We start from the raw sequence: 13,113 nt of genomic DNA, 5'->3' as shown, positions 1-13,113 counted from the left end.
GGGGTTTATTTTTCCCATTAATGGGTATATCTATAGGCCAGATACTCTAAGAGACAGGAATTACTATGCTCAACGTCATTTTTTTTAGTGCAAAGCACTACGATATCGCCTCTTTCAGCAAATTGGTTGACCCAACCCAGCTGTCTTTGCACTTTCATGATTTCCGATTGACCGATAAAACGGCCCAGATGGCAAAAGGCTGCGAAGTGGTCTGCGCTTTTGTCAATGATGAGCTTCACGCCAGCGTATTAGAACAGCTTTACCAAGGGGGAACTCGTCTTATTGCCATGCGCTGTGCTGGCTTTGATAAAGTCGACCTTGAAGCGGCGAAGCGACTTGGAATGCAAGTCGTCAGAGTGCCAGCCTATTCGCCAGAAGCGGTGGCCGAACATACGGTGGGGATGATGCTGTGCTTGAATCGCCGCTTCCATAAAGCGTATCAGCGTACCCGTGATGCCAACTTCTCTCTTGATGGCTTGGTCGGTTTTAACTTCCACGGCAAAACGGTCGGGGTGATCGGCTCAGGCAAAATCGGGGTGGCAACCATGCGTGTTTTGAAAGGGCTCGGTATGCAGATCCTCTGTTTTGACCCTTATCCCAATCCCGATGCTATTGCACTGGGTGCGCGCTATGTAGAGTTGTCCGAACTTTTCGCGCAAAGTGATGTGATCACCCTGCACTGCCCGATGAGCAAAGAGAACTATCATTTGCTCAATGAGTCAGCGTTCGATCAGATGAAAGATGGAGTGATGATCATTAATACCAGCCGTGGGGAATTGCTTGATTCTGTGGCCGCAATTGAAGCATTGAAACGAGGCAGAATCGGCGCGCTCGGCTTGGATGTGTATGACAATGAGAAAGATCTGTTCTTCCAAGACAAGTCCAACGATGTGATCGTTGATGACGTATTCCGCCGCCTTTCTGCTTGTCATAACGTGCTGTTCACTGGCCACCAAGCCTTTTTGACCGAAGATGCACTGAACAATATTGCGCAAACTACGCTCAATAACATCCAGCTCTTTTTTGACAATCAAGCATCGGGTAATGAATTAATTCAATAACTCACGCAGGTGAGGCAATAAATCGCTGGCCAGAAGTCCTCTCTGGCCATGCGATTTGGTATTGAGATCCGCAGCGCTACTGTGTAGCCAAACCCCGAGTTTTGCCGCATCCGCTAAGGGAATTTTTTGCGCTAATAGCGCCACAATAATGCCAGTAAGTACATCGCCCATCCCCCCACTGGCCATTCCAGGATTCCCCTGTAAGCAGACCGCGATCTCTTTCCCATCATCCACTAAAGTCCCCGCACCTTTGAGCACGACAACGCCTCCATAGCGTTGCTGAAGCTGGCGAATCGCCGCAAAACGATCTTGCTCCACCTCTTCCACTTCACAGCCCAATAAACGCGCCGCTTCGACGGGATGCGGTGTAATGATCCGCTGCGCATCATAGCTGGGGTTATGCGCTAGAAAATAGAGTGCATCCGCATCCCACACTTTCGGAACCTTCAAGCTACTTAAGCGCTGCATAATCTGCTGCGCTTGCGCATCTCGCCCTAATCCGGGCCCCAAAGCAAGGGCATCACACCATTCAATGCGCTCTTCAAATAAATGCTGTTTGTTCCAGCTCGTGCTCATCACTTCCGGTGTAATCGTCAGCATAGCGGTAACGTTATCGGGATGGGTCATTGCCGCGCTCAGCCCAGCTCCCGAACGAGCACAAGCGGAAGCACACAAAATCAAGGCTCCGCCCATACCTTCATTGCCTCCAACGATCAAAGCTTTGCCATTTTGGCCTTTGTGAGTACAAGCTTGACGTGGCGGCAATAAACTGTGTCTTAGCTTGCCATCGATGGAGACTAAGGATGGCGTATTGTGCTGGGCAAATATTTCTTCAACCCCAAGCCCGGCATAGTGTAACGTTCCAACATAACAGCGGGCTTGGCCAGTCACCAAGCCTTGTTTTAACCCAATCAAACTCACCGTATGCTGCGCTTTAATGCATGTCCCCATCACTTGACCGGTATCGGCACACAGCCCTGAAGGCACATCGACCGCCACAATCGGCTTGCCACTTTGGTTGAGTAACTCGACGAGCGGTACCACCTGCGGGCGTAACGCCTCTTTTAAACCAATGCCAAACAGCGCATCAATAATGACATCCGTCGATTCGGGCAATTCAGACTGTGGAGCGTAGACCGCACCACCCAACTCTTTCCATTGCAGATAAGCACGATGGGCATCGGCTGGCAGTTTTTCAGGATCGCCTAACTGCCATACGGTAACATCCATCCCCATATGTCTGGCTAATACCGCGACAATATAACCGTCCCCACCATTATTTCCGCCACCGCAACAAATTAACCAGTGATGGCTGGTGGGATACTGAGCAAAAGCGATGGTGAATACCGCTTGTCCTGCGCGTTCCATTAAATGAAAGAGTTCAAGACCTCGCTCACTCGCGGCATCTTGTTCGCCTTGTTTGAGCTGCTGCGTAGTATAAAAATGAGTGGGTAACGGCATAATGGTGTCCAACAGCTGACAAAACGGCCATCAGATGGCCGTTTCATATTTATTGAGAAGAAGCCTGTAGAGAAACAAGGGCTTCACTTGTTGCATCTTGAATAGATAAGAAGAGTGAATTTATCGCGCCTGTCGGCGTACGCATTGGGTTAAGCGTGACGTTTTGATACATAAATTTGGCTTGCTGAGTCACTGGACGCACATTACGGCAATGGAACAAATAAGGGCGCTGCTGCCAAGTAATAAAACTACGGCAACCCAGATCGTACACCGGTTTGGTTTTTAACTTAAACCACTCCACAGGGATCTCTGGAAAAATCTCGAACAGAGATTTACCAATAACATCATGAGCTTGCTTACCGCTATGATGGGTCATAAACCCATTCCACACTTGCACGTTGTAGTCTCGGTTAATCACAATCAATCCCATATCGACATTCTGAACCATATCGACCATCCAATGGAATTGCTCAAAATCCGTTGAGAAACCTTGCATCATCAATCCCCCATTAAATAGGAAAGCTTGTTATCAAGTAACGGCAGTGACTCATCAACAAACATAAACAGTAAATCACAACGAATCGAGCTGCCCTCAATGCTATAACTCACCTCAAAGGTCATGGTTTTCTTAAATGCCCCTTCGGTCGACTGAATCACAGAATCAATAGAGATATGCTGCCCCAATAAAACGGGCGAACTTTGGAAAAAACGCACTTCCGCTTGGTGGCCTAAACCATTTAGAAATGAGCCCACCAGAATATTAGAGACATCCATCAGCAGCTCTAACTCTTGCAAGTCTTCACTATCGACCGGAACCTTCATTAATTTTTTGAGATCCGCCACACTAGAGTCACTCAATAACACCAGTGCTTCACCAGCAATTCCTTCGCCGCTAAAACCCTGACACACCCCCGAGACTTGACTGTTTTCAGCCAAATCACGCAGTGCCATGTGTAACTCACTCACCTCAAAGATGTTCACATTAGGCAAAGGCAACTCAACAAACACATCAAAATGGCGCGCCAAGGCATCAGCGGCTCGACCAATCGACACGTTGGCGACTTCCATGTAAATATCGCGCCGTTTTAAAATCGGCAACTCAACCGAAACCGGAGTGACAATGCGTGGCTGAGTGGGTGGCTCCACCAACATTTTCAGCACATCATTGAGCACATTCTTATCGATGGGCTTTTGAATGAAGGCTTTGGCTCCGAGCGCTAACACCCGCTCTTTGGCTTTCGGTTGAATATCCCCCGATACCACCACTACAGGCGTCGTGTAGCCTTTTTTCCCCATTGCTTCTAATGTCTCGAAGCCGTCTAACTCCGGCATTGTGAGATCCAAAAACATGAGCTTGAAACTTTGCTTCTCTAAAATGCCCATCGCATCCAAACCATGTACCGCAAAGGTAATGTCTGCGTTAAGCGATGCGGGAAGCGAACGCGCCATCTGTTTGCGCGCGAGTGGAGAGTCATCACAGATGAGAACAGGGAAAGACATGCCACCACCTTATTTGTTTTATCAGTAACTAAAGTGTATACCCAAAATTCACACTACAGCTAGGTAAAAGGTGGTGGGATCGTAAATCAAATGGCGGGCCAGAAAGTCAACAGGGCAATTCGTAAGATAATGGCAAACACAATACAACTCACTCCGAGCCGATACCACTTATACTCTTCAATCGTCATTGGGATGCGTTTATAAAACATAGTCACCACCCCTTTCCAATCTTGACTGCGACGGCCGTAACGCATCACACCAGTCAAAACGAGCAAAATTCCACTAACCAGAATCAGTTTCTCAACCCAAAACAGCACAATCTCCATGATCATTCCCTCTGATTCACTTTTCCTCAGTGTAATCATTGTGCTGAGATTTGGCTGTTGTACAAAAGTCTAAGGCTTACGCCACCTTGACCTGATGGTGAGATGAACAAAGTGAGGTGATTAAGATGAGCCAAGCCGGTAAGCGTGGCGACAGTTTCAAGTCGGCGTCGAAAGAGAATAGACAATCCATAGAATCGCTACGCAAAGCAAAAAGCAGAGCTCAGTGGCTTTGATTAATTGTTTGGTAAGTGCTGTTAATTAAAAAGCTAATGGTTAATGAGAGTGCGATTGGTGCTGTGTTGCGGTAATTTTGTCTTTGAGTTTTGTTGCCAACTCACGATAGCGGAACCAGAAATAAGTCGCGACAATCGAGAAGAAGAGATAAGACAACGCAAAGACAAACGGCGAGGTGATCAGTTCATTTGAAATTCCCCACATCACGCCCACGACGGTCACAGCAACCTTAGCAAGGAAACCGCACAGGAGCAGAAAAACGGCGAGTTGTGGAAAACGCGTACTACGAAACGCAAGCCAGTAACAGCTGCCAACGGCTAAGGAAGCCACACCGAAACCGAGAATAAATGATTGGATGTGATCCGCTGATGCGATACCACCCAATACAGAAAGCATGAGAATTAAAAACAGTTTCATGATGCACCTACCTTAAATTACCACTAAAAGCATCCATTCATTTTTGAAAACTCATTTCTAGTTAATTTTGAACCTTCAAAAAATTATTTCAAGCTCAAAAAACATACAGAATTTATATCCAAATTTTAATGAAACCTATTGTTACACAATGGTTAAATGTAAATGACCTGAAATACTAGGCAAAAGAGAAGACAAAGCATCAAAAGCAACAAAATGAAACATTTGAAACAAAAAAGTTACATTTGGACTTGCCAGATTTTCTCTATTCTGAGATGTAAAAGCTGTTTCACAGCATCTTTATTGGTGTGCTTTATCAGCGAAAACTGACTAAAAAGGGATGGGGAAGCGGTAGACGAATACAGGGCGGGATATAGGCTCAAAAGCCTTACGCAAACACAACGAAATCCGTAAGGTTTGCGTAAGGCTCTTTGCCTTTGTACTTCATTTTACGTGAATAGCTACCTTTACCTTTTTTCGCCTTTTCCACTCGGCAGCGAAATAAGGTACTGGTGACGACGGCTTTCAAAGCATTGTCTTTCACTACACCACGCCCACACTCCGTATCTCCTACGGATGACGTCGATACTGGTATTACTTCTGGTTTGTTTTTCATTGATAGAGCTCCATACAATTTACTGCCACATTTCGGCAGTCACGACATTTTGTAGGCAATTTAAGCAGTGTCAACTCATAAATGAGCGGAACAAAGAGAAAACTTAGTTACATAGAAATGGCATTCAGTGCAAAATTTTGGACTATTTTTGTTAACGGGTTTCGACTCTGTTCAAGATTCGATTGACAAGCCAATGGTTTACTCTAGACTCGATCGCGGCTAGAAAGAGTTCTTTGTATACACATCGCTTGGTTGGATTATTCGTAACCGTCCGTGTCGTACGCAATAGCAAGCTACTTTTCCACGCTATCCGCGCCGTAATCGGCCTACGTTAAAAAATGTTTTTAGGATATTTATTATGTCTACTCCAGTTACTGGTACCGTGAAATGGTTCAACGAAACTAAAGGCTTTGGTTTCATCAAGCAAGAAAACGGTCCTGACGTTTTTGCTCACTTCAGCGCAATCCAAGGTGACGGTTTCCGCACTCTGGCTGAAGGTCAAAAAGTGGAATTCGTGATCACTCAAGGCCAGAAAGGTCCACAAGCTGAAAGCATCAAAGTTCTGTAATAGACTTGCCAAAGATTTTAATAGCCAGCCTCACTAGGCTGGCTATTTTTATGCTTCTTTTATATCGATTTTACAAATATATCGATTTTACAAAAGCTCCGATGAGAAAAGGGACATCGGCCGTGACTTAATGGCTTAGATGCTCCAAAAGACAGAGACTCTTACGCCGCAAGCTGTGCATGTGGACCAAACACTTCATAATGAATTCGCGTCTTATCCACACCAAGCGCCAGCAACTGCTTGACCACATACTGCATAAAACCGATCGGACCACACAAATAGAAATCTCCATCCTCAATCGGCAGAGTAAGCTCGGCTAACTGCATTTCACCTTGTAAGACATCATCTGCACTTTCATCACGGTACCACACTTGCTGCATCCATCCCTGTTGCGCAATGAGCTGCGCGGTTTCCTGAGCAAAAGTATGTTCCTTAGCAGAATTACACGCATAAAGATAAGTCACTCCAGGCTTATTTTGCTTGGCTAAGGTGTGCAGGATAGCCTGCATGGGCGTCGCGCCAACACCAGCCGAAATCAGAACCACAGGCCGCTCACGCTCAACATAGAAAAAATCTCCGGCGGGAGCATTGAGTTTAAGGCTATCCCCAACTTTGACGTTGTTGTGCAGATAGTGAGAAACCAGCCCTGGATTATCACTGCCCCCCCCTTCGCGCTTAACCGAAATGCGATACTCACGACCATTCGATGCATGCGACAAGGAGTATTGACGAATTTCTCGATAATCACTTCCCTCTGGCGTCACTTCAATCCCAATGTATTGCCCTGGTTGATAATCCAGTACCGCACCACCATCAGCGGGTACAAGCACAAAACTGGTCACGTAAGCAGACTCTACCTGTTTCTCGCGTACAACAAAGGTTCGGCCATCACGCCATCCACCTAAAGCTTGTTTGCGCTCTAAATAGAGTGCGCCTTCGCGGTCGATAAAAACTTGAGCCAAAAAGAAATACGCGGCGGTCCAAGCCTCTTCAACCGGTTGGGTAAAGGCATCTGAGGCTAATTCACGCAAAGTCTCCAGCAGATGATGCCCGACAATCTGATAATGCTCTGGCTGAATATTAAAACTGGTGTGTTTATGGGCGATACGCTCAACGGCACTGGTTAATGCGGCTAAATTATCGATATGCTTGGCATAAGCCGCAATGGCTTCAAACAGCGCAACACTTTGACGTCCTGTTTTCTGGTGGGTCATATTAAAAATATGCTTCAGCTCTGGATTATGGCTGAACATACGTTGGTAAAAATGTTGCGTCAGCGCAGGACCTGCTGACTCTAGTAAAGGAATGGTGCTTTTAATGATATTGATGTGTTCTTGGGTGAGCATAACTTCTCCTCGATAGGCAAAACGGTGGCTTGAGCCACTCTACACAAGCCTTCTTAATGAGCAGATTGCATGCCAAAACCTAATTTATTGAAAAATAACAATAAGCCATTTTTTAACAGGTCAATTTAACTCTTCTCACAGTGTCGATTTGACACTACAATATCAAAAAATCCGAACCTAAGAAGCCAAGATGCAAGAATTCTGCTTGAGTACTTTGTTAGAAATGACCGTCGGGCTCGCCAGCGGAGCCAACAACGAAGAGCGTTTTCATCGCCTACTGGATGCAGTACGCAAAGCGGTGATCTGTGACTGCGTCGTTCTGATGTCTCTGCACAACGACACCTTAACTCCTCTGGCGATGCAGGGATTAACTCGCGACACCCTAGGCCGCCGTTTCGTAGTCAGTGAACATCCTAGATTGGCTCAAATTTGCAGCGCGGATTTACCCGTCCGTTTTGCGGCGGATTGCCCACTCCCCGACCCTTTTGATGGACTGCTACTCGACAGCGAAGACGATCTGCCTATGCACTCATGTATGGGCTTACCCCTCCATTTTGGCGAGCAGTTACTGGGTATATTGACGCTCGATAGCTTAAAGCCCGATGCGTTTGATCATCTCTCACCTCGCAGTTTAGAAATACTTGCGGCCATTGCGGCAGCAACGTTGAAAATGGCGCTCACCTTTTCTGAGCTGGAAAACCAAGCCAAACAGACACAATTACGCCTGGAAGAGCTTAACCAAGAAGCATGGAGCCGTGACAGTGTCGAAATTATTGGTAATAGCGGCCCCATGCTCGCCATGAAAGCGGATATTGATGTGGTTGCACCCTCGCAATTCAATATTCTGATCCACGGTGAAACCGGTGTAGGTAAGGAGCTGGTTGCTCGTACCATACACCAGCGCTCAAATCGCAAACGGCAGCCTCTGGTGTATGTCAACTGCGCCGCTATCCCTGAAAACCTGTTGGAAAGCGAACTGTTTGGCCATGTTAAAGGGGCGTTTACCGGAGCTGACCGCGCGCGAATGGGTAAGTTTGCTCTGGCGGATGGCGGCACACTGTTTCTCGATGAGATAGGTGAATTACCCCTCAGTGCGCAAAGCAAAATTCTGCGCGCACTGCAAAACCATGAAATTCAACCTGTTGGCCAAGATCGAGTACAAACCGTCGATGTGCGGATTCTAGCGGCCACCAACCGTGATTTGAAAAAAGAGGTCGAAGCTGGCCGTTTTCGAGCCGATCTCTATCACAGATTGAGCGTGTATCCGATCTACGTGCCGCCACTGCGTGAACGCAAAGGCGATCTCTCCCTACTCGCGGGATACTTCGTAGAACAAGCGCGACGTAAACTCGGTATCACTCAACTAAAGCTGCATGGCGATGTGTTAAGTCAGCTTATCCAATACCCTTGGCCGGGGAATGTGCGAGAGCTAGAGCATGTAATTAACCGCGCGGCACTCAAAGCCAAAGCACGCCAGCGGGGGCGCCCAGTCACGACATTAAAAGTTGAAGACTTAGGGGAATTACAAGGGCCAAGAGCAGCGATGGTTGAATCGACAGCGCAAGATGAACCTATGTTGGGTGAATGGATTGGTGAATTGGGTTTACGTGACGCGACGGATGAATTTCAACGCCATTTGATCAGCGAAACCCTCACCCAAGCTGACTTTAATTGGGCAGAGGCGGCACGCCGCCTCCAGACCGACAGAGCCAACCTGACACGGCTGGCCAAACGGCTCGGCATTACTGTATCCCGTAGCCACTCAATAGAAAGGTCTCGTTAACTGGCGCTAGGCACAGGCACTATCGGCGTGGGAGTTGAGCGCGGAAATGCACGCTCATACTCCTGCATAAAATCACGCCGGATCAGTTGTTCAAGTTGGTTCGCGCGTTCGGTCGGGCAGAAAATCATCACGTGCACCACTTGCTCTCCCGTTGATGAACTGCTGATTTCAATGTGCGGCTCAGCACTGGGCAAATCCACCCCAGCATGGCGCTCAATCACCGTATTGTAGCGGCGTGCCACTTCCATAAAGTGGGCAAAATGCCCTTCAATCCTTTCGTGCAATATCGGCACCAGTGGGAAAAGATTCACAAATTCGGGCACCACAATTTTGAAGTTATGGAACACATAGCGCTTCATAAAATTGAGGTTTTTCACCGGATAAGAGAAAAACATACTGTTCGGTAACGTCGCGGTTTTTCCGGTGTAGTTATACTGGCCGTGGTGTAAATCGATCTCTTGGATCACAGTCGCCATGAGGTTGTGCTCAATCACCTCGCCACACACACTCCCTACTTCAATCCAGTCCCCGATCCGAAATGAACGAGAACTCGCGCGCTGAATCGATCCGGTGAAACACAAAATGATCTCTTTTGAGGCCACCACAATCGCTACTGCAATCGCCGTCACCGAGAGTGCAAATTCGCTAATTTCCGATTGCCAAAGCATGAACAGGGCAAGCAAAGTGACCGTAAATACGCCGTTTTTGGTACGTGACATCCATTTGCGTTGCTTTTCGGTGATGAGCGCCGCATCACCACGAATATGTTCTAAAACAAGGCGGCGCACTGAAATCACGCCCAATAAAATCAACGCTGTCAGCAGCAACTTATGGGTGAGCAAAAAATCGACCGCTATGCTCAGATGTTCCATCTCTTTCTCCTACTACGGCTTAACCCGCCGCTTTATCTCGTGGTGTTGCGTGTCGCGCAATTTCAACATTGAATCCCCTTGCCTGACAAGCGCTATCCCCAAACTCTTGGCTGCTCGGCAAATTTCATCATAAAAAAAGCCGCTTAATGCGGCTTTTCAAAGGAAAAACGGTTATTGCCGATAATGCAGTGCCGTTTTCTGTGCAAGTTTCACAATCACTTGTACCGCGGCTTCCATCCCTTCAATGGTGATGAACTCATGAATGCCGTGGAAATTATAGCCACCAGTGAAAATGTTTGGACAAGGCAATCCCATAAATGACAGCCGCGCCCCATCCGTCCCACCACGGATCGGTTTAATTTTCGGCTCAACATCGCAAGCCACCATCGCCTGTTTGGCCAACTCAATAATATGTGGATGCGGCTCCACCTTCTCCTTCATATTGGAGTAGCTCTGCTCGAAACTCACCTCGACACGACCTTTTTTAAGCTGCTGATTGAGCTCGGCTACTTTAGCTTGCATTAACGCTTGGCGAGCTTGTAAACCGCTCGCCTCAAAGTCACGCAAAATGTATTTGAGCTCTGATTTGGCAACACTCATGGTCGCGCCAGAAAGATGGTAGAAACCTTGATAGCCTTCGGTATGCTGAGGCGTTTCGTTTTCTGGCATCATCAAAATAAACTGCGCTGCAATGTGCATAGCGTTGACCATTTTGTCTTTGGCTGTCCCCGGATGCACATTCACTCCATGACAAACAACCGTCGCTGTGGCGGCGTTGAAGTTCTCATACTCCAGCTCTCCAATCGGGCCGCCATCGATGGTATATGCCCACTGCGCCGCAAATTTCGCCACATCAAAATGATTGGCACCGCGGCCAATCTCTTCATCTGGCGTGAATGCAATCGAGATATCGCCATGGGGAATCGAAGGATCAGCAAGCAAGATTTCCATCGCGGTGATGATTTCTGCAATCCCCGCTTTATTATCTGCACCCAATAAGGTTGTGCCATCGGTCGTGATGAGGTTATAGCCATGCAGCAGATGCAAGTCAGGGTATTGAATGGGCGACAACACTTCGTCCCCTTTACCAAGGGCAATATCACCACCTTGATAATCTTCAACGATTTGCGGTTTAACATGCTTACCGCAAGCATCTGGAGAGGTGTCCATGTGGGCAATAAAGCCAATCGCGGGCACTGGATAGTTCACATTCGATGGGAGTTTGGCCATCACATAGCCATGATCATCCAGCGAAACATCACTTAAGCCTAATTCAAGTAGCTCTTCATACAGCGCTTGGGCAAAGACTTTCTGACCCGTAGAGCTTGGGCAGTGATGGTTTTTCGGTTTAGATTGAGTATCAAAAGTGACATAGCGCATAAAGCGCCCAACAAGATTTTTCATAAACAAGCACTCATCATTCAAATACGCAGCGTTGATTTAACCTCGCTGAAAGGGAGCATAAGCAGTGAATTGCACCCCATACTACGTATTCTCAGCGCCGATGAGTTGTTACAAATCAGTTTTTCACCGATTAATCAAAATCAGCGATACCTAAACGAGTTAGCAACCAAACGGCTTAGCAAATAAAAAAGCCTATCCGATAGGATAGGCTCAATAGGTTGCTTGTTGAAGCGATTATAGCGAGATGAAAATCCCCGCTAAGCAAGCGCTCATTAGGTTGGCTAAAGTGCCAGCAATGACCGCTTTTATGCCTAGGTTCGCCACTTCCGAGCGGCGCTCAGGGGCTATCACGCCAATGGAGCCTAATTGGATCGCGATAGAGCCAATGTTGGCAAAGCCACACAATGCAAACGTGATGATGACTTGGCTATGCTCAGAAAGCAGCGCTTTATGCTCAACAAAGTCAATGAAAGCCACAAATTCGTTCATCACCACTTTCTGACCGATGTAGGAACCTGCCGCCAGCACTTCGTGACTTGGAATACCAATCACCCATGCTAGAGGAGCAAACAGATAACCGAACATGGCTTGTAAGGTAATGCCGCTAAACCCAACCAGATCGCCCAGATTTTCAAGGCCAGTGTTGACCATAGCGATCACGCTGACGAACGCAATCAACATAGTGCCCACTGCAACGGCGACTTTCATACCATTCATCGCACCACTAGCGAGAGCATCAATCAAGTTGCTGTCTTGCGCTTTATCCAACTCGACTTGGCTTTGATCGATTGGCACACCACGCTCAGGAACAATGATTTTCGCCATCATTAAACTGCCCGGCGCCGCCATGAAACTCGCTGCAATCAGGTATTTCAGCTCAACCCCTAAACCTGCGTAACCACCCAGCACAGAGCCTGCTACCGATGCCATACCGCCCGCCATGACCGCAAACAGTTCAGAGCGTGTCATATTGGCAAGGAAGGGGCGCACCAAAAGTGGCGATTCGCCTTGTGATAGGAAAATATTGCCTGTCGCGACCAGTGATTCCGCCTTACTGGTGCCTAAGAAGCGTTGAATGCCACCGCCGATCAGGGCGATCACTTTTTGCATCACACCGAGGTAATAAAGGGCAGAAATCAGCGCACTGAAGAAGATGATGATAGGTAATACACGAACAGCAAAAATAAAGCCCGTATCGGCAAGATCACCAAACAGAAAGCGAATGCCGACATCGGCAAAACCGAGCAAACCAGAAACCCCATTACTCAAGCTGCTTAGCGCGGTTTGCCCCAATGGGAAATAAAGCACAAGAGCCGCAAAACCAATTTGCAACAACAAGGCTCGGGAAATGGTTTTCCAATTAATCGCACTGCGGCTTTCAGAGAGCAGATACGCGCATAAGATCAGTACCGTAACACCGATGATTCCAAACAAAATCGCCATAATTTACCTAGAAAAATGTGAGTAAAAACAGGGAAACCCATGGCTTGATCAGTGTGTAGGCAGAGGCAACCTCAAAAGGAGGGAA

General features: G+C 47.4%; 13 protein-coding genes. 3 read left to right on the top strand and 10 right to left on the bottom strand.

Features of this window, described 5'->3' with window-relative positions; translation table 11 throughout:
* Window positions 1-65 precede the first annotated feature (65 nt).
* Window positions 66-1,061 carry a 2-hydroxyacid dehydrogenase gene (locus R4537_RS00940; protein WP_000935710.1) on the top strand — a complete coding sequence of 332 codons (996 nt, stop codon included), beginning with the start codon at window positions 66-68 and terminating at the stop codon, window positions 1,059-1,061.
* Here the strand turns inward: R4537_RS00940 and R4537_RS00935 are convergent.
* From R4537_RS00935 to R4537_RS00910, 6 genes are all read right to left on the bottom strand, one after another.
* Window positions 1,050-2,522: a bifunctional ADP-dependent NAD(P)H-hydrate dehydratase/NAD(P)H-hydrate epimerase gene (locus tag R4537_RS00935; RefSeq protein WP_071179015.1), complete on the bottom strand. Its 1,473-nt coding sequence runs from the start codon at window positions 2,520-2,522 to the stop codon at window positions 1,050-1,052. The two genes, R4537_RS00940 and R4537_RS00935, sit on opposite strands and share 12 nt — an antisense overlap.
* A gap of 49 nt (window positions 2,523-2,571) precedes the next feature.
* A complete protein-coding gene (locus R4537_RS00930) occupies window positions 2,572-3,018 on the bottom strand; it encodes a PAS domain-containing protein (protein ID WP_071179014.1) in 447 nt (148 codons plus the stop codon).
* Window positions 3,019-3,020: 2 nt separating this feature from the next.
* Entirely contained in the window at window positions 3,021-4,022 is a 1,002-nt protein-coding gene (locus tag R4537_RS00925; RefSeq protein WP_071179013.1) for a response regulator, read from the bottom strand.
* Window positions 4,023-4,108: 86 nt separating this feature from the next.
* Complete coding sequence (locus R4537_RS00920; protein ID WP_000407070.1) at window positions 4,109-4,348, bottom strand: hypothetical protein; 240 nt, start codon at window positions 4,346-4,348, stop codon at window positions 4,109-4,111.
* A 273-nt stretch (window positions 4,349-4,621) separates the two neighbouring features.
* Entirely contained in the window at window positions 4,622-4,999 is a 378-nt protein-coding gene (locus R4537_RS00915; RefSeq protein WP_071179012.1) for an NADH:ubiquinone oxidoreductase, read from the bottom strand.
* A gap of 385 nt (window positions 5,000-5,384) precedes the next feature.
* Window positions 5,385-5,612, bottom strand: coding sequence for an alternative ribosome-rescue factor A (locus R4537_RS00910; RefSeq protein WP_000792012.1), 228 nt, complete (start codon window positions 5,610-5,612; stop codon window positions 5,385-5,387).
* A 358-nt stretch (window positions 5,613-5,970) separates the two neighbouring features.
* Between R4537_RS00910 and R4537_RS00905 the strand changes: the two genes are divergently transcribed.
* The gene (locus R4537_RS00905; RefSeq protein WP_000106983.1) at window positions 5,971-6,180 is read left to right on the top strand and encodes a cold-shock protein; all 210 of its coding nucleotides are present in this window, start codon (window positions 5,971-5,973) and stop codon (window positions 6,178-6,180) included.
* A 161-nt stretch (window positions 6,181-6,341) separates the two neighbouring features.
* Here the strand turns inward: R4537_RS00905 and hmpA are convergent, their stop codons facing one another.
* Window positions 6,342-7,526, bottom strand: a complete 1,185-nt coding sequence (hmpA, locus tag R4537_RS00900) for an NO-inducible flavohemoprotein (protein ID WP_071179011.1) — start codon at window positions 7,524-7,526, stop codon at window positions 6,342-6,344.
* 190 nt (window positions 7,527-7,716) lie between these two features.
* Between hmpA and norR the strand changes: the two genes are divergently transcribed.
* Window positions 7,717-9,309: a nitric oxide reductase transcriptional regulator NorR gene (norR, locus tag R4537_RS00895; RefSeq protein WP_071179010.1), complete on the top strand. Its 1,593-nt coding sequence runs from the start codon at window positions 7,717-7,719 to the stop codon at window positions 9,307-9,309.
* Here the strand turns inward: norR and R4537_RS00890 are convergent.
* The 3 genes from R4537_RS00890 to R4537_RS00880 form a co-directional block, all read right to left on the bottom strand.
* Complete coding sequence (locus tag R4537_RS00890; protein WP_000400695.1) at window positions 9,306-10,181, bottom strand: mechanosensitive ion channel family protein; 876 nt, start codon at window positions 10,179-10,181, stop codon at window positions 9,306-9,308. The genes norR and R4537_RS00890 overlap by 4 nt on opposite strands.
* 171 nt (window positions 10,182-10,352) lie before the next feature.
* A complete protein-coding gene (gene pepT, locus R4537_RS00885) occupies window positions 10,353-11,585 on the bottom strand; it encodes a peptidase T (RefSeq protein ID WP_071179009.1) in 1,233 nt (410 codons plus the stop codon).
* Between the two features lie 234 nt (window positions 11,586-11,819).
* Window positions 11,820-13,028 carry a NupC/NupG family nucleoside CNT transporter gene (locus R4537_RS00880; protein WP_000986003.1) on the bottom strand — a complete coding sequence of 403 codons (1,209 nt, stop codon included), beginning with the start codon at window positions 13,026-13,028 and terminating at the stop codon, window positions 11,820-11,822.
* Between the last annotated feature and the right edge of the window lie 85 nt (window positions 13,029-13,113).

Origin of the sequence: Vibrio paracholerae, assembly GCF_037672085.1 — a bacterium.
Lineage (GTDB): Bacteria > Pseudomonadota > Gammaproteobacteria > Enterobacterales > Vibrionaceae > Vibrio > Vibrio cholerae.
This window is presented reverse-complemented; position numbering and strand designations above follow the sequence as displayed.

Bases quoted from the DNA above. Each gene is read 5' to 3' on its own strand.
- R4537_RS00940 (WP_000935710.1), top strand. From the start codon at position 66: ATGCTCAACGTCATTTTTTTTAGTGCAAAGCACTACGATATCGCCTCT.
- R4537_RS00935 (WP_071179015.1), bottom strand. From the start codon at position 2,522: ATGCCGTTACCCACTCATTTTTATACTACGCAGCAGCTCAAACAAGGC.
- R4537_RS00930 (WP_071179014.1), bottom strand. From the start codon at position 3,018: ATGCAAGGTTTCTCAACGGATTTTGAGCAATTCCATTGGATGGTCGAT.
- R4537_RS00925 (WP_071179013.1), bottom strand. From the start codon at position 4,022: ATGTCTTTCCCTGTTCTCATCTGTGATGACTCTCCACTCGCGCGCAAA.
- R4537_RS00920 (WP_000407070.1), bottom strand. From the start codon at position 4,348: ATGGAGATTGTGCTGTTTTGGGTTGAGAAACTGATTCTGGTTAGTGGA.
- R4537_RS00915 (WP_071179012.1), bottom strand. From the start codon at position 4,999: ATGAAACTGTTTTTAATTCTCATGCTTTCTGTATTGGGTGGTATCGCA.
- R4537_RS00910 (WP_000792012.1), bottom strand. From the start codon at position 5,612: ATGAAAAACAAACCAGAAGTAATACCAGTATCGACGTCATCCGTAGGA.
- R4537_RS00905 (WP_000106983.1), top strand. From the start codon at position 5,971: ATGTCTACTCCAGTTACTGGTACCGTGAAATGGTTCAACGAAACTAAA.
- hmpA (WP_071179011.1), bottom strand. From the start codon at position 7,526: ATGCTCACCCAAGAACACATCAATATCATTAAAAGCACCATTCCTTTA.
- norR (WP_071179010.1), top strand. From the start codon at position 7,717: ATGCAAGAATTCTGCTTGAGTACTTTGTTAGAAATGACCGTCGGGCTC.
- R4537_RS00890 (WP_000400695.1), bottom strand. From the start codon at position 10,181: ATGGAACATCTGAGCATAGCGGTCGATTTTTTGCTCACCCATAAGTTG.
- pepT (WP_071179009.1), bottom strand. From the start codon at position 11,585: ATGAAAAATCTTGTTGGGCGCTTTATGCGCTATGTCACTTTTGATACT.
- R4537_RS00880 (WP_000986003.1), bottom strand. From the start codon at position 13,028: ATGGCGATTTTGTTTGGAATCATCGGTGTTACGGTACTGATCTTATGC.